The sequence below is a fragment of the Mucilaginibacter sp. dw_454 genome, from assembly GCF_018449775.1.
Taxonomy (GTDB): Bacteria; Bacteroidota; Bacteroidia; order Sphingobacteriales; family Sphingobacteriaceae; genus Mucilaginibacter.
Window position 1 is genome coordinate 300045 of sequence record NZ_JAAVVB010000001.1, and the last position, 18210, is coordinate 318254.

Genomic DNA, 18210 nt, shown 5'->3' on the forward strand with positions numbered 1-18210 from the left:
TGTCGCATGGATCAGGTAGAGATATTCAAAGCGCTTTCCAATAAGACCCGGTTACAGATATTGAACTGGTTAAAGGAGCCGGAAATTAATTTTCCGGGGCAGGCGGAGCATGTTGGTTTTGAAGATGGAGTTTGCGTTGGGCAGATCCAGTTAAAAACGGGATTGACCCAATCGACTATATCAGAATACCTGTCACTATTGCAGCGCGCCGGACTGGTGCAGTCTGTACGTAAAGGGCAATGGACCTATTACCGTCGTAATGAGGCCGCCTTTGAAACTTTGTCACAATTGATCCTTACTAAAGTTTAATCCTTTTAAAATCTGTTTTTTATGAATAACGACAGTTTGTTCAGGCCTTTTGCGCTAAAATCCTTAAATATTAAAAATCGCATTGTCATGGCGCCGATGACCCGTTCGTTCTCACCCGATGGTGTGCCGACAGCAGATGTGGCCGCCTATTACCGCAAGCGTGCGGAGGGTGAAGTGGGTTTAATTTTATCTGAAGGCACGGTGATCGACCGGCCGTCGTCCTCGAATGACGGGAATATTCCGCATTTCTATGGTGAACAGGCCTTGGCTGGTTGGCAGCAGGTGATCAAGGGGGTGCATACAGCCGGCGGCAGTATGGGGCCGCAGATCTGGCATATGGGCGTAATGGCCAATCATCATTCCGGCTGGTTGCCACCAGTACCTTTCGAAGGGCCTTCGGGTTTGAACCATCCTGGTTTTAACAATGGTAAAACCATGACCGATGCCGACATTGCTAACACGATTGCCGCTTTTGGCCGGGCCGCGGCAGATGCCAAACGTTTGGGTTTTGATTGTGTGGAGATCCATGGCGCGCACGGTTACCTGATCGACCAGTTCTTTTGGGAAGGTACGAATGAGCGTACGGACGTATATGGTGGTAAAACATTACCGGAAAGAACCCGTTTCGCGGTAGAGGTGATTAAAGAGGTGCGTAAACAAGTAGGAGAAGATTTCGCGTTGATCATCCGGTTGTCGCAGTTTAAACCAGCAGCTTATGATTATAAGCAAGCTAAAACACCGCAGGAACTGGAAGCCTGGTTGAATCCGCTGGCAGAAGCCGGGATAGATATTTTCCATTGCTCGCAGCGCCGTTTCTGGGAACCGGAGTTTGATGGCTCTGATCTGAACTTTGCGGGCTGGGCTAAAAAACTGAGTGGTAAAGCAACCATTACGGTTGGTTCGGTTGGTCTTTCAGGCGATTTCTTTGGCTCCTTCGCGGGAGAAAGTTCCGAACCGAGTTCACTGGATGAACTGGTACGCCGGATGGACAGGGGAGACTTTGACCTAGTAGCTGTCGGCCGCCCGATATTGGCTGACCCGTCCTGGGTGCAAAAGATCCGTGACGGACGTAACGATGAACTAAGGACATTTACCAAGGAAGCGTTAGGTGAACTGGTAATGCAATAATTAACGATGAACAAGCAATTAAGCGATATTAAATATTCGGTACTGGACCTGGCCACTGTGGTACAGGGATTTACCCCGGCGGATACTTTTAAAAGAAGTATGGAGCTGGCTTTACAGGCCGAAGCACAGGGCTATACCCGTTACTGGTTTGCAGAGCATCATAATATGATTGGCGTGGCCAGTTCGGCACCGCAGATCCTGATCGGCTATATTGCCGGCGGGACAAAAACGATCAGGGTAGGTTCGGGTGGTATGATGCTGCCCAACCATGCCCCGCTGATCGTGGCGGAACAGTTTGGAACTTTGGCTACCTTGTATCCCGGCCGCATCGATTTGGGTTTGGGCCGTGCGCCGGGTACAGACCAGGTGACCGCCATGGCGATCCGCGGGGAAAATATGAATGCCCCAAATCATTTCCCGCAGGATGTCCAGCAACTACAAAAATTATTTTCAGCAGGTAATGCCAATGGTAAAATCCGCGCTAATCCTGGTGAAGGGTTGGATATCCCGATCTGGATCCTGGGTTCCAGTACAGACAGCGCGCATTTGGCGGCCGCATTAGGCTTACCGTATGCCTTTGCCAGCCATTTCGCGCCAACTTACTTTACCGAGGCTATCAATATCTATCGCAAGAATTTCAAACCCTCTGCACAATTATCCGCTCCTTATATAATGGCCTGTGTCAATGTGGTTGCGGCCGATACAGATGTGGAAGCGAAGCGTTTATTTACCTCACTGCAGCAGTTTTTCATGGGTGTCATCACCGGCAAAAGAGCTTTGTTACAGCCACCAGTGGACAGTATGGACACCATTTGGAACCCTTATGAAGCCGAAGCGGTTAACCAGATGCTGGCCTACGCATTTATCGGCGGTCCGGAAACCATCCGGCGGGAAATGCAGGGCTTTATAGCCGAAACACAAATTGATGAAGTGATGGTGACTTCTCATATTTGGGATCACCAGGCAAAATTAAAGTCGTACCGATTGTTTGCAGAAGCTTTAGCTGGTGTAGGAGTATAGGCCCGGGATTTGATCATAAACCTATAAAGCGAAGCCTTTCCGCGCTTGCGACAGTTTCGATCTCTATACGGTCAATACGCCACGCGGCGGAGTGATTACCGTCTTTGCGGATAGTGATAATTCCTGATTCGATCCAGTGTTCCACACGAGCCCGTCCAAATTTTCGGAAAGCTTCATTCTTTTTAAGATAGGGTTTGAGTGATCCGGTACGGACAAGCCCTATGATCGTTCCAATAGCCGCTGCTTCCCGGATGATCAAATTTAGATGTCGTGATAAATCAATAGATTCCATTGAAGTATTATTCACCGTTCACTTACGGGCAAGTAGGTTATTCGATTGCTGGCATTCGCAGTCTTAGCGAGTAACTCCCGGTCAAGCAATTTTCCTTCAGGCTTAATGAGCGATTCAGCGATCCAGCGATCTACATTGGTCCGGCCGTAAAAGCGGTAAGCCGCAGCCTTGCTCATCAATTTGGGGAGTAGATGTTTATTAAGATGTTGCTCCGCCCCGGCGAGAGCTGATTTTTTAAGTAAGTCTGCTAGTTCTTCAGTCTGCATCATTTGTCATTTTAGACAATGTCGCTCGACATATCCAAGACTATCGCAAAGGCACCAGCGGAGCCGGTAATTTTTAGGAAAAAAAGTGCTTCAAAGTTCGGTATCGATGGTGCAATTTTATCCCGAAAATGTTTTACAAAAGATTTATGGAGTTGTAAAAATCTGTTATAAGTATCTGATTATAAGTTAATTATAAATTGGTAAATATGGTACCGGAAACCATAATTCTATCCATTGAACTACGGGAGCAGTTTGATGGGGCAAATATATTAAAATTGAACTAAGGATTTGCTGGTTGTTGCAGATTTTGCCCGGCAACGGTAATAGCCAGTTATTAGCCCTTTAGCTACATTTATTTGCATATAAAAGATAGAAAAAGCGCTTTAAACAGGCGCTTTTTCTTTTTTAATGAGCGTTATAACATTTATTAAGAAAACTTTAAAATGTTTTCGGGGTTCAATCGTCTACCACTAATATAATGAGAAAAAGAGTTCTGTACATTTTACTGCTTTGGGCCTTTGCCGATGTTTATTTTTTTACCGCAGTAACCACGCTAACCGCTAACGCCGTAGCACATTGGGCCTATTGGTCTGTAGATATTTTAATAGTTTTAGGGGTAATTTATACCATGTTGGGCCGCTCTATGGGGCGGGCGCCAAAGGCTATATCCTGGGTGATGGCTTTGATGCTGCTTTCGGCTGTCCCTAAGATCATTGGTACCCCTGTGTTGTTGATCGAGGACGTTGTACGGGCCTTCAGCGGCTTCCCGCCGCGCAGCGTTTGGGTGAGCGAGCTGGCACTGATCATAGCCGCCATTCCGTTTTTAGGTTTGCTGTTTGGGTTGACCCATGGCCGTCATCATTACACGGTGCATAAGCACACCCTATATTTCCCTGATTTGCCCGAGGCTTTTGATGGCTTTACATTAACCCAGTTATCAGACATCCACGCAGGCAGCTTTACCAGCGAAAAAGGCGTTAACAAGGGCATTGAAATGGTAAACGCGCAGCATAGCGATGTAATACTATTCACCGGCGACCTGGTCAATAACAAAGCTTCAGAGATGGATCAATGGATTCCGTATTTCGCGCGTTTAGAAGCGCCTTTAGGCAAGTATTCGGTTTTGGGTAATCATGATTATGGTGACTATACGCAATGGGACAGCGAGGCGTTAAAGGCCGCTAACCTGGTTAGCCTTAAAAATGTACATCAACAAATAGGTTTCAGGTTATTGCTGGACGAAGCGATCACTCTTAACAAAGAGGGGCAAACCATCTCTCTTATCGGTGTTGAGAACTGGGGTAAAGGCGGTTTTCACAAATATGGCGACCTGGATAAAGCCATTGCAAATGTACCTGACAGCCAATTTAAGATCCTGATGTCGCATGACCCATCACATTGGGAAGCCAAGACGCTTGAACATTCAAAACACATTAACCTGACATTAGCGGGCCACACCCACGGCGCGCAATTTGGTATCGAGTTATTCGGCTTTAAATGGAGCCCTATCAAATATGTTTACAAGCAGTGGGCAGGGCTTTACAAACAAAAAGACAGATACCTGTATGTAAATCGGGGTTTCGGTTTCCTGGGTCTGAAAGGCAGAGTGGGGATCTGGCCGGAGATAACGGTACTTACGCTGAAGCGTAAGTGAGAATCAAGAGTCAAGAATCAAGAGCCAAGATTAAATCGGATTAAGTCTTTTAAACAAAGGAGCCATTTATAGAGTCAAGAGACAAGAACCAAGAGTCAAGACTTTTTTGATTTAGTGAATCTAATAATCTAAAACAGCAAGAGCCAGGAATAGAGACAAGAGTCAAGACTAAATCGGATTAAGTCTTTTAAACAAAAGAGCCAGGAACTAAGATAAACTATCTTGATTCTTGGCTCTTGATTCTTGTATCTGCCGAAGACTATACGTTAAACCTAAAATGCATAATATCACCATCAACCACCACGTAGCTTTTACCTTCTACACCTAGTTTTCCGGCTTCTTTAATGGCGGCTTCAGATCCGTTGTATTTCACAAAATCGTCGTATTTAATTACTTCGGCACGTATAAATCCTTTCTCAAAATCGGTATGGATAACGCCTGCAGCTTGTGGTGCAGTGAAGCCCTGGGTGATGGTCCAGGCGCGTACTTCCTGCACACCGGCAGTAAAGTACGTAGCCAGGTCAAGCAGCTTGTAAGCAGCCTTGATGAGTTTGTTTACGCCCGATTCGGCCAGTCCCATATCGTTCAAAAACATCTCACGTTCTTCGAATGATTCCAGCTCAGCAATCTCAGCCTCAATTTGTGCCGATATTACCAGTACACCTGCGTTTTCGTCTTTAACAGCTTCTTTAACCTTGTCAACATAAGCGTTGCCGGTGTTTACAGAGGCTTCGTCAACATTACAAACGTATAGTACCGGTTTGGCGGTTAACAACCACAGGTCGTCAATGTATTCTTTATCTTCTTCGGCAATAGGGGCGGTGCGTGCCGATTTACCTTTCAACAAATGCTCTTTAACCACGGTAAGCACCTCGAAGGTTTTCTTAGCTTCTTTATCACCGCCGGTTTTGGCCATTTTTTCAACCTTCTGGATCTTTTTATCAATGCTGTCCAGATCTTTCAACTGCAGCTCGGTGTCAATGATCTCTTTATCGCGGATTGGGTCAACACTGCCGTCAACGTGTATAACGTTATCATTATCAAAGCAGCGTAATACGTGCAAAATAGCGTTGGTAGCACGGATATTGCCCAGGAACTGGTTACCCAAGCCTTCGCCTTTACTGGCACCTTTTACCAGGCCGGCAATGTCGACAATCTCAATAGTATTAGGTACTATAGATTTCGGAACAACTATTTCTACCAGTTTGGTCAGCCTTTCATCAGGCACGGTTATTACGCCCACATTTGGCTCAATAGTGCAAAACGGAAAGTTAGCCGCCTGCGCCTTAGCGTTTGATAAGCAATTAAAAAGAGTTGATTTTCCTACGTTTGGCAAACCCACTATACCACATTGTAAAGCCATTATTAGCCCCCTCTAAATCTCCCCCGGTAGGGGAGACTTGTATTTTTTAAGTAAATATTAAACGAACAAATCTTCAAGCCCTCCCTACCGGGGAGGGTTGGGAGGGGCTTTAAAAGTCTGCAAAGATAACAGAAAATACTACCTTACAATTTCAAAAAAATAAACGACTTTTGCGGCCAATAAACACAAACGATACACCAATGTAAAAACAGGCTAATATGATGGAAGAAATGGTTGAACAAATTGAATTGTTGATTGAGCAAAAAGACGAACAACAATTGCGCGATTATCTTAACAACCTTAATATATCAGACGTTGAAGAGCTGATAGACGAGCTTCCGGAATATGGCCCCCTTTTTATTGAAACGCTGAATATTAACCGCGCGGTTAACGTATTCAGGATCCTGGATTTCCCTACGCAGGAGCGTATCTTCAAGCAATTACCGGGTACCAAAATTACCGAGATCATTACCGAGCTGCCGCCCGATGACCGTACCGCTTTTTTGGGCGAATTACATGGCGATACCGTTAAAGCGCTTATTCTGCACCTCTCGGCAGCCGACCGTAAAGAAACCCTGTCGTTATTAGGCTATAAAGAAGACAGTGTGGGCCGTTTAATGACGCCCGACTACATCGCTGTTAAAAAAACCTGGGACGTTAACCGTGTGCTGGCGCATATCCGCCAATATGGTAAAAACTCAGAAACCATCGATGTTATTTATGTTTTAGGCGATAAGGGCGTTTTGTTGGATGACATCCGAATTCGCGAAATTCTATTGGTTGATCCTGACACCAAGATAAGCCAGTTGATGGATGGGCGACTAATAGCGCTAAAAGCAACTGATCCGCAGGAGGAAGCCATCAACATATTCAGGATGAATAACCGCACGGCTTTGCCGGTTACTGACGATGAAGACATATTGCTGGGTATAGTTACCGTTGACGATATCCTTTGGATAGCTAACGAGGAATATACCGAAGACATCCAGAAAATTGGTGGTACCGAAGCTTTGGACGAGCCTTACCTGGATATCAACCTGTTCAGATTGGTTAGGAAACGGGTGGGGTGGCTGATAATTCTTTTTTTAAGCGAGATGCTAACCTCGACCGCTATGCAGTATTTCAATGATGAAATAGCCGTGGTGATACAATTAACCTTTTTTATTCCCCTGATCATGTCAAGCGGAGGCAACAGCGGCTCGCAGGCTTCGACCCTAATTATACAGGCCATGGCCCTTGGCGAGGTTACTATAGCCGATTGGTGGCGGGTTATGCGCCGTGAAATACTTTCGGGTTTAATGCTGGGTGCAATACTGGGTATCATAGGTTTTCTGCGGATTATTTTATGGAGCACTTTCAGTACCATATACGGGGCACATCCATTCCTGATTGCTTTAACGGTAGGTATTTCGTTAATAGGTATAGTTTTATGGGGATCACTGGCAGGCTCTATGCTGCCGATTTTAATGAAACGCTTAAAGCTCGACCCGGCAACTTCGTCTGCGCCGTTTGTGGCTACGCTGGTTGACGTAACCGGATTGATCATCTATTTCAGTATGGCGCTGGTGGTTATGCATAGCGTGCTGCATCCGGTTTTAAAACATTAATAAAAGATAGATTAGATGTTAATTAACAGCAATATAGCTACATTATAGCGGTTGTGCTTTTAGTTGAATAAATTATTGTTTAGATTTAAGGAACTAAAACATTATTAAAAAAACTTAAATCTTAAGCAATGGAAGAAACTTTTACAACAGAACCGCAAACACCCGAGCAACCGCAGGGAATAATTTTATTGCAGGACGCGCAATCTTATCTGTTAAGTGCCGGCAAATGGGCGCGTTTTTTAGGTATCCTGGGTTTTATCGGGACTGGCTTTATTACGTTATATGCGCTGTTTTTTGGAACCCTTATGTCTGCTATGTCAAGTTTTTCACCAACGCCGCTTAGTACAATGGGTGCAATACCTGTAGGCTTTATTATATTTTATTTTATTTTGATAGGGGTATTTTATTTTTTTGTATCGCTATACATTTACCAGTTTGGCAGCAGGGTACGAGACGGGATAATGTTAGCCAGTTCAATTACGGTTACAGATGGGTTAGGTAAGTTAAAATCAGCTTTTAAACTAATTGGTATAATGACTATAGTTTTTATGATACTTAGCGTATTTATAATTATTGGTGTAATTGCATTCAGTATGCATATGGCGCATGCTGTAACACCGGGTTTTGGTAGCTAAACAAAATTCTTTAAACATAAAAAAGCCCTGCCAATTGGCGGGGCTTTTTGTTTTAGGTTTATAATAAGTTTTGGTTTGATTGCTAATTATAAGTTCTCGAAAGAGAAATCGTCGTCGGCAGTAGCTCTGGCAATTTCCGGCGCATCTGTGTATTCGTAACGTTTTTCAACAACTTCCTGGTTTTCTTTGATGTAGTCGATGGTTCCGTTCAGGCCTTCCAAAAATTTCTCAAAATCTTCTTTGTATAAAAATATTTTGTGTTTGATAAAAACTCCGTCCTCTAATCTCTTCTTGCTTTCGGTAATGGTTACGTAATAATCGTTTGACCGTGTTGCCTTTACATCAAAAAAATAAGTCCTTTTTCCCGCTCTGACTTTCTTTGAAAAAACCTCTTCGCGCTCTCTGTTGTCAAAATCTCCCATGCTTGGTGTTGTTGTAGTTTAGTTTTGTTAGGCATAAATATAAATAAATTTTTAAACCACAAGTATTAAATCAAATATTATTGGCTTTTTTTAATGATTTAAGTATAAAGTTGTTATATTTTTCAGGCGCCTTATGCTTCTTCTTCCTCAAGAAGCTGTTTTTCATATAGTTCAAAGTAAGTTCCCTTTTGCTGCATGAGGTGCTGGTGGTTGCCTTGTTCAATAATTTCGCCGTTGTCCATTACTAAAATTTTATGGGCATTTTTTATGGTCGATATACGATGTGCAATAATAATATTTGTTTTTCCCTGCATAATATACCCCAGGTTTTGCAGTATTTCTTCCTCGGTTCTGGTATCAACCGCCGAGAGGCAATCGTCAAAAATCAAGATCTGCGGTTGCTTAACGATGGCTCTGGCAATAGACACCCTTTGTTTTTGGCCGCCCGACAGCGTAATGCCCCGTTCGCCAATTAAAGTCCCGAATCCTTTTTCAAGCTCCATAATATTGCGATATACGGCAGCATCTTTGGCGGCTTGCTCTACCTTTGGCATATCCAGCACATCGGCACTGAATGCGATGTTATTAGCAATGGTATCAGAGAATAAAAACACCTCTTGCGGCACAAATCCAATTTGCGCGCGGTAGCCTTCCAGGTTAAGCTGTTTTACCGGCTCGCGGTCTATCAATATCTCGCCGCCGGTAGTATCATACATCCGCAGCAATAAGTTGGCTATGGTTGATTTACCCGAGCCTGTACGGCCAATAATAGCCACCATTTCGCCGGGATTGGCGGTAAACGTTACGTTTTTAAGCGCCTGTATGCCGGTGTCAGGATAAACAAAGTCTACATTTTTAAACTCGATCAAGCCGTTAATGGTACGTTTAGGTACATCTGGCGAAATGATCTCGGGTTTCTCATCCAGGAACTGGTTAATCCGTTTTTGCGATGCAGCAGCACGTTGAATCATGGACGTTACATAGCCCAATGCCATTACCGGGAAGGTAAGCTGATTTAACCAGATCAAAAACTCGGCAATATTGCCGGGGCTGATATTGCCCTTCATCACCTCAATACCACCAATGTAAATGGTGATGACGTTGGCAAATCCCACTAAAAATAACATTAAAGGATAAAACGAGGACTGTACTTTAACCAGCGCCATAGAGTGCGTTTTATAATCCTCGCTCTCTAAAGCAAACTTTTCGCGCACAGAGCCTTCGCGCACATACGATTTCATGATACGAATACCCGAAAAGTTTTCCTGCACAAAACTGGACAAAGAGGAGAGGCGCTCCTGGATCTTCTCACTACGAAAATTGATAACGTTGTTAACGTAATAAATGATGATGGCCAAAACCGGCATCGGCAGTAAAGAAAAAATGGCAAGCCTGACGTTTACCGTGAGCATGAAATAAATGATCAATGCAAAAAGTACAATAGTGTTACTGGCATACATAATGCCCGGACCCAGGTACAAGCGTACACGGCTCACGTCTTCAGTAACACGGTTCATTAGGTCGCCGGTATTGTGCCGACGGTAAAAGGCCAGCGAAAGATCCTGGTAATGGCTATAGATCTCGTTCTTTAGATCGTACTCAATATGCCGCGACATCAGGATAATGGTTTGCCGCATAAAAAACATGAACAAACCGCTTATTAATGACAATACCAGAATTAAAATACCAAAAAATAGCAAGCCGGAGCTAAAGATCTCATAAACTATGCTTTGCCGTTGAAAACCCGCGAAAAGGTGATAAACGCCGATGTTTTCGGTTACCAGATCAATCGCTTCGCGAACAACCTGGGCACGCTTTACGCTGAAAATGTTGGATATAATAACGAACAGCAAACCCGGGATAAGTTGCCAGCGGTATTTAACGAAGAATTTATTTAGATAAGCAAGATCTTTCATGGATAGCAATGCCGCAGCGCGAACGCCCGGTAAGCAAAAATACTTTATTTGGTTTAAAGATTAACGGGCTTTATCGCTTTAAGCTAAAAAATGGCAGGTCCAGTTCTCCGCGTAGTAAATTGCCGTCGCGCTTAAGCCCTGCATTTTCTAATACGCGTTGCGATGGTATGTTTTCTACAGTGGTGCATGCCACTATTTCTGTAATAGCGCTATCAAAAAAGCCATGGTTCACCATTGCTTTGGCCATTTCAGATGCCAGGCCTTTGCCCCAGTCTTTGTGATCGAGACTATAACCCAGTTCCAGTTTGTCGCTTGTGTCGCCAAAAGGGCGCAATAGGCAGCTACCTATAAATTCATCACTATCAGCATAAAACATACCCCAAATACCTTTGGTTTTAGAACCGGTATATTCGCTTAGCGCGATATTAAAAATGGTTATGCGCTCGTCCCGGGTGCGTTTGGGAATGTGTTCAATCACACGCTCGTCGTTGAAATGGTTGAGATAAGTTTCCAGTTCGTCCGGCAAAAACTCGCGGATAATGATGCGTGGGGTTTGGGTTATGATGGTCATAAACAAAAGTAATATCGAATAATGAATTCTGAATGTCGAATATCGAAGTAATAATCATTAATTTAAATTTGGGATTTGCATGGCGGGGGACTCACCCCGGCATCGCTACGCTTGTCGACCCTCTCTTCGCCTTCGGCGGAAAGAGGGTTATTGCGATAAAACTGTCATTGCGAGCGTAGCGCGGCAATCTCAAGGCGCAAAGTTCGCGATTGCCACGTCGTTCCTCCTCGCAATGACAGAATTTCAAAGACCCTCTTTCCCGCTTGCGGAAGAGAGGGTGGTCGAGCGAAGCAAAGACCGGGTGAGTAACCGGCGAAGCGACTATAGTAGCCATTCATTGTATTTTAATCTTATTCCCTTTGATGCACAAAAAAAATACCTACTTTTGTCATGCCTTGATATAATAAATGCCGATCGCAAAATCCACCGATTCTATATTTAGCCAGCTTGAAGATTGCGGGCATAAAAAAGTTGTTTATTGTAGCGACCCGGATACCGGGTTACAAGCAATTATAGCAATTCATAATACCGTATTGGGTCCGGCCCTGGGCGGTGTGCGCATGTGGACCTATAAAACCGAAGCCGAGGCATTGGCCGACGTACTACGCCTTTCAAGAAGCATGACTTATAAAGCCGCTATATCGGGCCTTAACCTGGGTGGTGGCAGTGCCGTGATTATTGGCGATTCGCGCAAGCAAAAAACAGAAGTATTACTACGCAAGTTCGGCCGTTTTGTAAAAAACCTTAATGGCGAGTTTATAGCAGGCGAAGATGTAGGTACCAACCCGCGCGATATGGAGCTGATCCGTATGGAAACCGAGCATGTGGCCGGTTTGCCCGAATCTGTAGGCGGCAGCGGCGACCCTGCGCCGATAGCAGCCATGGGCGTTTTTATGGGCATTAAAGCCTCGGTAAAAGAAGTTTTTGGTACTGATAGCCTGGCAGGCAAACGCGTTATAGTTCAAGGTATAGGCCACGTAGGCGAGCACCTGGTAAAATTGCTGCGCGACGAGAATGTAAAAGTTTACGTTAGTGATATCAATGATGACCGTACGCGCCAGGTATCAAAAAAATATGGCGCCGAAGCGGTAGCTAATCACAGTATTTTTGATATCGATGCCGACATTTATTCGCCTTGCGCTTTAGGGGGTACTATCAATACGCAAACTATTAATAAGTTAAAGTGCGGTATCATAGCAGGCTCGGCCAATAACCAGTTAGAAGACGAAGAGGTACACGGACAATTATTACTGGATAAAGGTATTATATTTGCGCCCGATTACGTTATAAATGCAGGCGGGGTAATTAACTGTTATTCGGAGCTGATGGGTTTTGCCAAAAAGCATTCCTTACAGTTAACCGAGAATATTTATGAAGCAACGCGCAACGTTATCAAACTTTCAAAAACCGAGAACATTTCTACCATTGTTGCGGCAAACAAAATTGTTGAAAAACGTATTAGTGACATTAATAAGGTAAAATCCGGCTATTAAAACAAAACAAACAACAATAATAAATAACAGGATTAAAAATCCTAAATCGTTCTTATACCAATGTTAAACAGAAGGCACCTACGGGTAAAAGTATTACAATCATTGTACGCATATCATCAAACGAATGCGACTAACATTAAACAACAGGAAAAAAACCTGCTACAAAGTATAGACGAGGTGTATGAAATGTACATCTGGATGCTATCACTGATCTCAGAAGTAGTTGGTTATGCAGAAACTGATGCTACCGAGCGTGCGCACAAGCATTTACCTACCAAAGAAGACCTGAATGCCAATCAGAAAATATTAACCAACCGGTTTACTGGTTCTTTAAGCCAAAATAAAGAGTACTTAGCAGGCGTAAAAAAATATAAAGTAGAATGGTCTTTTGAACCTGAATTGGTTAAAACACTATTTACCGCATTAAAAAGTTCGCCCGAGTATACCGAGTATTTGGAAAAAACCGGCGACACTATCCAAACGGATAAAGACATCATTAAATTCATCTTCAAAAAAGTAATTTTAAAATCATCTCTGGCCGACCAGGTTTTTGAAGAGAAATTTATTTTTTGGCCGGTAGACAAAGATGTTTTGCAAGCTTTGATAGCCAAAACTTTCAAAAACTTTGCATTTGATGAGCCTGAGAAAAACAAGCTGGCCGAAGTAACCGGCAATTGGGATGAGGATAAAGAGTTTATCATTAATTTACTGGCAACAAGCGTACGTTATGACGAGGATTACCAAAAACTAATTACCGCTAAAACCCAAAATTGGGAACCCGAGCGTATCGCCATGATGGACACGTTGCTCATGAAAATGGCAATAGCCGAGTTTATTAACTTTAGTTCTATCCCGGTAAAAGTTACTATTAATGAGTACCTGGAGATCTCTAAAGAGTACAGCACGCCAAAAAGCAATTCGTTTATAAACGGTATATTAGACAAAATTTTGGCCGAACTTAAAGCCGAAAAGAAAATTAATAAAGTAGGTAGAGGATTAATAGAATAGTAATACAATATATGAAAAAACTGTTTTTAGCAGGAATGATAGCTGGCGGCTTAATGGCTTGCAATCAACCAACCAAACAACAACAGCAACAAAAGGTTAACTTCACAACAGATGGGGCTGACGTTAGATATGAATCGCCTACTTATGACTTTGGCAAGATAAAACAAGGCGATAAGGTTTCGCATAGTTTTAAATTTACTAATATGGGTAAGTCGCCGTTAATTATCACAACGGCGGTAGCATCATGTGGTTGCACCACACCTACATGGCCCAAAAGCCCGGTAATGCCCGGCGATACCGGCTCAATTGCCGTAACCTTTAACAGTACTGGTAAATCAGGCTTGCAAGATAAATTGATCACCGTTACATCCAATGCCCAGCCTGCACAAAGTATTGTGCACTTACTTGGCGAAGTACTCACACCCAACAAATAAAAAATGACAGCAACTATTTTATTACAAGCCGCAGGCGGCGGTATCGGTATAGCGCAAATACTTCCTTTTGCGTTAATCATCATCGTATTTTATTTCTTTATGATACGCCCGCAGGTTAAAAAGCAAAAAGAACAAAAGCAATTTGCCGAGGCCCTGAAAAAAGGCGACAAAGTGATCACCACTTCGGGCATGCACGGTAAGGTTATTGATATAGCCGACACAACCATTTTACTGGAAACAGAAGGTGGTCACAAAATACGTTTTAACAAAGCAGCAGTTTCTTTAGAAGATACAAAAGCGGTTAATACGCCTGTTGTAACTAAATAAAACATTGCTTTGAAGGTGTTGGCACCTGGCAAAATATAAACGAAGCGGAAAGAAAAGCATTTAGCTTTAACCTTTCCGCTTTCGGCTTTTAGCTAAATTAAATGGCAATATTAAAATTATCGGCAACAGAGCGCAGGCGTATATCGGCGTTTTTAACCTGCCTGGTGCTAGCTTTGGGCGCCTGGGTAATTGCTGTATTGTCCAATAGTTACAATTATTCTGTAAAAGAAATTATCACCTTTAAAAATGGTCCTCAAAAAAGAGCGTTTCATTCTTTACAGTCAGACACCGTTAGCGTTACTGTAAAAGGAACAGGCTGGCAGATGGTGCTTTCTAAAATGCAGGAAGAGAATCATCGCATAAAGGTTGATCTGAGCAAGCTTGACAGTCAGGATTATGTGGTATTGAATACGCAGCTTGCTGTTATAAATTCCGAAAAAGTAGTCAACAACCAAATTACCGCTATCAATCCTGATACACTTTATTTTGATTTTACTAATCGTAGCGTACGCAGGGTGCCGGTAAGGTTAGTAAGAAATATTAGATATACCCAGCAGTTTACGCAGTCTGGCAATGCTATTATCAAGCCGTCGTATGTAACCATCAGCGGCCCCAGTGCCAGCATTGATAAGATTGATTTTTGGCGCACCGATTCGCTGACGCTTAAAAACGTCAATGAAGATGTAACCACGCAGCTTAACCTGGAAGCCTCGCCTGAAGGTAACATCACGGTATATCCTAAAACCGTGCAGGTTACACTTCCGATAGAAGAGTTTACTGAAAAGACGCTGGAGCTACCTATCAAGCTGATGGGTAATATAGATTATTTTAATGTAAGGCTGTTTCCTCAGAAGGTTAAAGTAACCATCACCACAGCCTTAAGCCGTTATAATGATATCGATGAAGAACTGTTTGAAGTTCAGGCTGATTTGAATTTATGGCGCACATATGGGTTCAATACGCTGCCGGTGAAAGTACTGCGCATACCGGCTTATTGTAAACTGGTGAGCGTTGAACCCAGCAATGTCGATTTTATAGTTAAAAAGTAATGCTTAAAATAGGTATCACCGGTAATATAGGCAGCGGCAAAACCACCGTAAGTAAACTGTTTGAGATTTTGGGCATCCCGGTGTTTTATGCAGATATCGCAGCCAAAACCATCATGACCGATGACCCACAGTTGGTAATCGACATTAAAAAAGCTTTTGGCGATGCTGCCTATTTAACAGATGGTAGCCTTGATCGTAAATACCTGGCCAATATTGTTTTTAATGACGATGCGCAACTGGCTAAGTTGAACGCTTTAACACATCCCGCTGTTTTTAGAGCGTTTGATACCTGGGTTGCGGGGATTAAGAATGCGCCTTATGTGATTAAAGAAGCCGCTTTATTATTTGAAAGTACATCTTACAAGATGTGCGATTATTCACTGTTGATTACTGCTCCGCTTATACTGCGGATTGAGCGTGTAACTCAACGCGATGGCGTTACCGCCGCCGAAGTGCAGGCACGTGAAGCCAAACAATTCACCCAGGAAAAAAAACGCGAATTGGCAGATTATACTATTGAAAATGATGAAAAGCAATTACTGATACCGCAGGTGCTGGAATTGCATGAAACATTTTTACAATTGGCAACGCCATGAAGCACTTTGTCATTATTTCACTCCGTCGCGTCATTGCGAGCGTAGCGTGGCAATCTCTGCGCGATAGGCTTTGCATGTTCAGAGATCGCCACGCTCGTACCTCGCTCGCGATGACGTGGTGGGGATTGTTTGATCTTGTATAATAGATGCAACTTTTAATAATTAATGAATATCCTCCAGGACTTTATTGAAATTAACCCCAACGGTATTTACTGTAAATACGGCGATTTCTATCTCGACCCACAGCAGCCGGTTAATCATGCCGTAATAAGCCATGCGCATGCAGATCATGCGGTAAGCGGCAATAAAGAGGTTCATTGCACCCAGGCCACGCGCGAATTTATGTACCTGCGTTATCACCGCTCGGCGGCGCAGGTTTTCAATATCGTGGGCTATCATCAATCATTTAAAATTAAAGATGTCACTTTAACTTTTGTGTCGGCGGGCCACATGCTGGGCTCGGCGATGATCTTGATGGAATATGAAGGAGCTACTTATCTATATACGGGCGATTACAAGATCCAGCCCGACGCTACTTGTGAACCTATCGAGTGGGTTAAAGCCGATGTGCTGATTACGGAGAGTACCTTTGCTGATCCGAACATTATTCATCCTGACCCGGTAGCAGAAATCAAAAAATTGAATGACATTAAAAGTAACATCCTTTTAGGGGCCTATGGCATGGGTAAGAGCCAACGATTAATCCGGATGATCAATGAGTACGCTCCGCAGAAAAAAGTGCTGGTACATCATAAAATTATGCCTATTAATCAAATCTATGAGCGGCTGGGTTTTAAACTGGGTAACTACCAGTTATATGGCCGCAAAATGATGAAGGTACAGGACGAATTTGTTTACCTGGTTACGCCGTTTACATTTAACAGCTACATTAAAGCCACAGGCGTAAAGCGCTTATTTGCCTCAGGCTGGGATAATTTGCAGGTGAATAAACAGGACACATTGTTTATATCAGACCATGTTGACTGGAATGATATACTGACCGCAGTAAAACAAGTTGAACCAAAACAGGTTTGGACCTTACACGGTAATGGTAACCACTTAAAAGCACACTTTGGCGATAAGATATACGTTAAGATATTGAATTAGCAAGGCGATGAAAGAGGGAGAGGACTATTACATCAACGAAAATGGCTTATGGGTTTTAACAGAAGCCTACCATTTAAAGCGCGGTTATTGCTGCGAAAATGGCTGTAAGCATTGTCCCTATGGTTATGGAAAAACACAGGACGATGCTAATCCGGAGAAAAAATAGGATATTTGTACCCTGAATTAAAAAAGTTTATGCGGATAGACGAAGAAATACACTCTAAGTTTGAAGATAACTACCAAAAGGCGGTTATCAATATTTCGTATACCGAAGGATGGTTAAAGAATACTTTTAACTGTCATTTTGAGCGTCATAACCTCACGCAACAGCAATTTAACATCTTGAGGATATTACGTGGCCAATACCCAAAACCGGCTACGGTTAACCTGCTAAAGGAGCGCATGATCGATAAGATGAGCGATGCCTCGCGTATTGTAGACAGGCTGGTTCAAAAAGAAATGATTACCCGCTGCACCAATAATAAAGACCGCCGCGCAGTGGACATCCGCATTAGCGAAAAAGGTTTGAAAACGCTGGAGATCATGGATAGCGAATTTAAAACCAAGGATTTCATCAAAAACAATCTTACCGCCGAAGAAGCAGGCCAGTTAAGCGATTTGCTGGACAAGTTAAGAGGATAGGTATTATCTGGCTAGTAGCCGCACCTCTACTGTGTTGTTCTCACCGGCCAAAACCGGGCTGCCTTTGGCAAATTCAACTGCCTCATCTATCGAGTCGGCTTTTACTATAACATAGCCGCCCAAAGTTTCATTTGTCTTGCCAAACGGGCCGTCTGTTACCATATTCCCATGATGCACAACCTTGGCCTCATTAAACATAAAACCGCCACTCTCGCCGTCGTATTTGCCTTGTTTGGCTATTTCATTTAGCCAATCGCCCGTTGCTTTCATCCAGGCCTGGATTTGTTCAGGCGATGCAATTTTGCTGCCATCCGGATGCCTGAAAATTAACGCGTACTGTTTCATTGTATATTTTTTAAAATTTTAGATAT

22 protein-coding genes are annotated in these 18210 nt (G+C 43.3%); 15 read left to right on the plus strand and 7 right to left on the minus strand.

The features are described 5' to 3' along the window. The first annotated feature begins 6 nt into the window (after positions 1-6). The 3 genes from HB679_RS01440 to HB679_RS01450 are packed head-to-tail and all read left to right on the plus strand — an operon-like array spanning position 7 to position 2457. Positions 7-309 (plus strand): metalloregulator ArsR/SmtB family transcription factor, encoded by a 303-nt coding sequence (locus HB679_RS01440; protein ID WP_214070154.1) that lies wholly within the window; start codon positions 7-9, stop codon positions 307-309. A gap of 21 nt (positions 310-330) precedes the next feature. Then, the gene (locus tag HB679_RS01445; RefSeq protein WP_214070155.1) at positions 331-1437 is read left to right on the plus strand and encodes an NADH:flavin oxidoreductase; all 1107 of its coding nucleotides are present in this window, start codon (positions 331-333) and stop codon (positions 1435-1437) included. A 6-nt stretch (positions 1438-1443) separates the two neighbouring features. Continuing rightward, positions 1444-2457, plus strand: coding sequence for an LLM class flavin-dependent oxidoreductase (locus HB679_RS01450; protein ID WP_214070156.1), 1014 nt, complete (start codon positions 1444-1446; stop codon positions 2455-2457). A 13-nt stretch (positions 2458-2470) separates the two neighbouring features. Here the strand turns inward: HB679_RS01450 and HB679_RS01455 are convergent, their stop codons facing one another. After that, a complete protein-coding gene (locus HB679_RS01455; RefSeq protein ID WP_214070157.1) occupies positions 2471-2749 on the minus strand; it encodes a hypothetical protein in 279 nt (92 codons plus the stop codon). A gap of 11 nt (positions 2750-2760) precedes the next feature. Beyond that, positions 2761-3015, minus strand: a complete 255-nt coding sequence (locus tag HB679_RS01460; protein ID WP_214070158.1) for a hypothetical protein — start codon at positions 3013-3015, stop codon at positions 2761-2763. Between the two features lie 478 nt (positions 3016-3493). Here HB679_RS01460 and HB679_RS01465 point away from each other — a divergent pair, with 478 nt between their 5' ends. Next, positions 3494-4669 (plus strand): metallophosphoesterase, encoded by a 1176-nt coding sequence (locus HB679_RS01465; RefSeq protein WP_214070159.1) that lies wholly within the window; start codon positions 3494-3496, stop codon positions 4667-4669. A 259-nt stretch (positions 4670-4928) separates the two neighbouring features. On the opposite strand, the gene ychF is transcribed toward HB679_RS01465, so the two are convergent. Next, the gene (ychF, locus tag HB679_RS01470) at positions 4929-6032 is read right to left on the minus strand and encodes a redox-regulated ATPase YchF (protein WP_214070160.1); all 1104 of its coding nucleotides are present in this window, start codon (positions 6030-6032) and stop codon (positions 4929-4931) included. 218 nt (positions 6033-6250) lie between these two features. On the opposite strand from ychF, the gene mgtE reads away from it, so the two are divergent. Together mgtE and HB679_RS01480 are read left to right on the plus strand one after the other, a co-directional pair. Further along, positions 6251-7639, plus strand: a complete 1389-nt coding sequence (mgtE, locus tag HB679_RS01475) for a magnesium transporter (protein WP_214070161.1) — start codon at positions 6251-6253, stop codon at positions 7637-7639. Between the two features lie 128 nt (positions 7640-7767). After that, a complete protein-coding gene (locus HB679_RS01480; RefSeq protein ID WP_214070162.1) occupies positions 7768-8274 on the plus strand; it encodes a DUF5362 family protein in 507 nt (168 codons plus the stop codon). Between the two features lie 86 nt (positions 8275-8360). On the opposite strand, the gene HB679_RS01485 is transcribed toward HB679_RS01480, so the two are convergent. From HB679_RS01485 to HB679_RS01495, 3 genes are all read right to left on the minus strand, one after another. Next, positions 8361-8696, minus strand: a complete 336-nt coding sequence (locus tag HB679_RS01485; protein ID WP_214070163.1) for a DUF3276 family protein — start codon at positions 8694-8696, stop codon at positions 8361-8363. A gap of 131 nt (positions 8697-8827) precedes the next feature. Continuing rightward, a complete protein-coding gene (locus HB679_RS01490) occupies positions 8828-10612 on the minus strand; it encodes an ABC transporter ATP-binding protein (protein ID WP_214070164.1) in 1785 nt (594 codons plus the stop codon). A 70-nt stretch (positions 10613-10682) separates the two neighbouring features. Further along, a complete protein-coding gene (locus HB679_RS01495; protein WP_214070165.1) occupies positions 10683-11183 on the minus strand; it encodes a GNAT family N-acetyltransferase in 501 nt (166 codons plus the stop codon). Positions 11184-11590: 407 nt separating this feature from the next. On the opposite strand from HB679_RS01495, the gene HB679_RS01500 reads away from it, so the two are divergent. From HB679_RS01500 to HB679_RS01540, 9 genes are all read left to right on the plus strand, one after another. After that, entirely contained in the window at positions 11591-12676 is a 1086-nt protein-coding gene (locus tag HB679_RS01500) for a Glu/Leu/Phe/Val dehydrogenase (protein WP_214070166.1), read from the plus strand. Positions 12677-12736: 60 nt separating this feature from the next. Then, positions 12737-13684 (plus strand): transcription antitermination factor NusB, encoded by a 948-nt coding sequence (nusB, locus tag HB679_RS01505; protein ID WP_214070167.1) that lies wholly within the window; start codon positions 12737-12739, stop codon positions 13682-13684. A gap of 11 nt (positions 13685-13695) precedes the next feature. Continuing rightward, the gene (locus tag HB679_RS01510; protein ID WP_214070168.1) at positions 13696-14118 is read left to right on the plus strand and encodes a DUF1573 domain-containing protein; all 423 of its coding nucleotides are present in this window, start codon (positions 13696-13698) and stop codon (positions 14116-14118) included. A 3-nt stretch (positions 14119-14121) separates the two neighbouring features. Further along, positions 14122-14445, plus strand: coding sequence for a preprotein translocase subunit YajC (gene yajC, locus HB679_RS01515; RefSeq protein ID WP_214070169.1), 324 nt, complete (start codon positions 14122-14124; stop codon positions 14443-14445). 101 nt (positions 14446-14546) lie between these two features. After that, entirely contained in the window at positions 14547-15494 is a 948-nt protein-coding gene (locus HB679_RS01520; RefSeq protein ID WP_214070170.1) for a YbbR-like domain-containing protein, read from the plus strand. Further along, positions 15494-16090 (plus strand): dephospho-CoA kinase, encoded by a 597-nt coding sequence (gene coaE, locus HB679_RS01525; protein ID WP_214070171.1) that lies wholly within the window; start codon positions 15494-15496, stop codon positions 16088-16090. The genes HB679_RS01520 and coaE overlap by 1 nt, the downstream gene beginning before the upstream one ends. Before the next feature lie 165 nt (positions 16091-16255). Then, positions 16256-17197: an exonuclease gene (locus tag HB679_RS01530; protein WP_214070172.1), complete on the plus strand. Its 942-nt coding sequence runs from the start codon at positions 16256-16258 to the stop codon at positions 17195-17197. A gap of 7 nt (positions 17198-17204) precedes the next feature. Then, complete coding sequence (locus HB679_RS01535) at positions 17205-17363, plus strand: DUF5522 domain-containing protein (protein ID WP_214070173.1); 159 nt, start codon at positions 17205-17207, stop codon at positions 17361-17363. 29 nt (positions 17364-17392) lie between these two features. Further along, positions 17393-17839, plus strand: a complete 447-nt coding sequence (locus HB679_RS01540; protein WP_214070174.1) for a MarR family transcriptional regulator — start codon at positions 17393-17395, stop codon at positions 17837-17839. Positions 17840-17842: 3 nt separating this feature from the next. Here HB679_RS01540 and HB679_RS01545 read toward each other — a convergent pair whose 3' ends face one another. Continuing rightward, a complete protein-coding gene (locus HB679_RS01545; RefSeq protein WP_214070175.1) occupies positions 17843-18184 on the minus strand; it encodes a YciI family protein in 342 nt (113 codons plus the stop codon). Between the last annotated feature and the right edge of the window lie 26 nt (positions 18185-18210).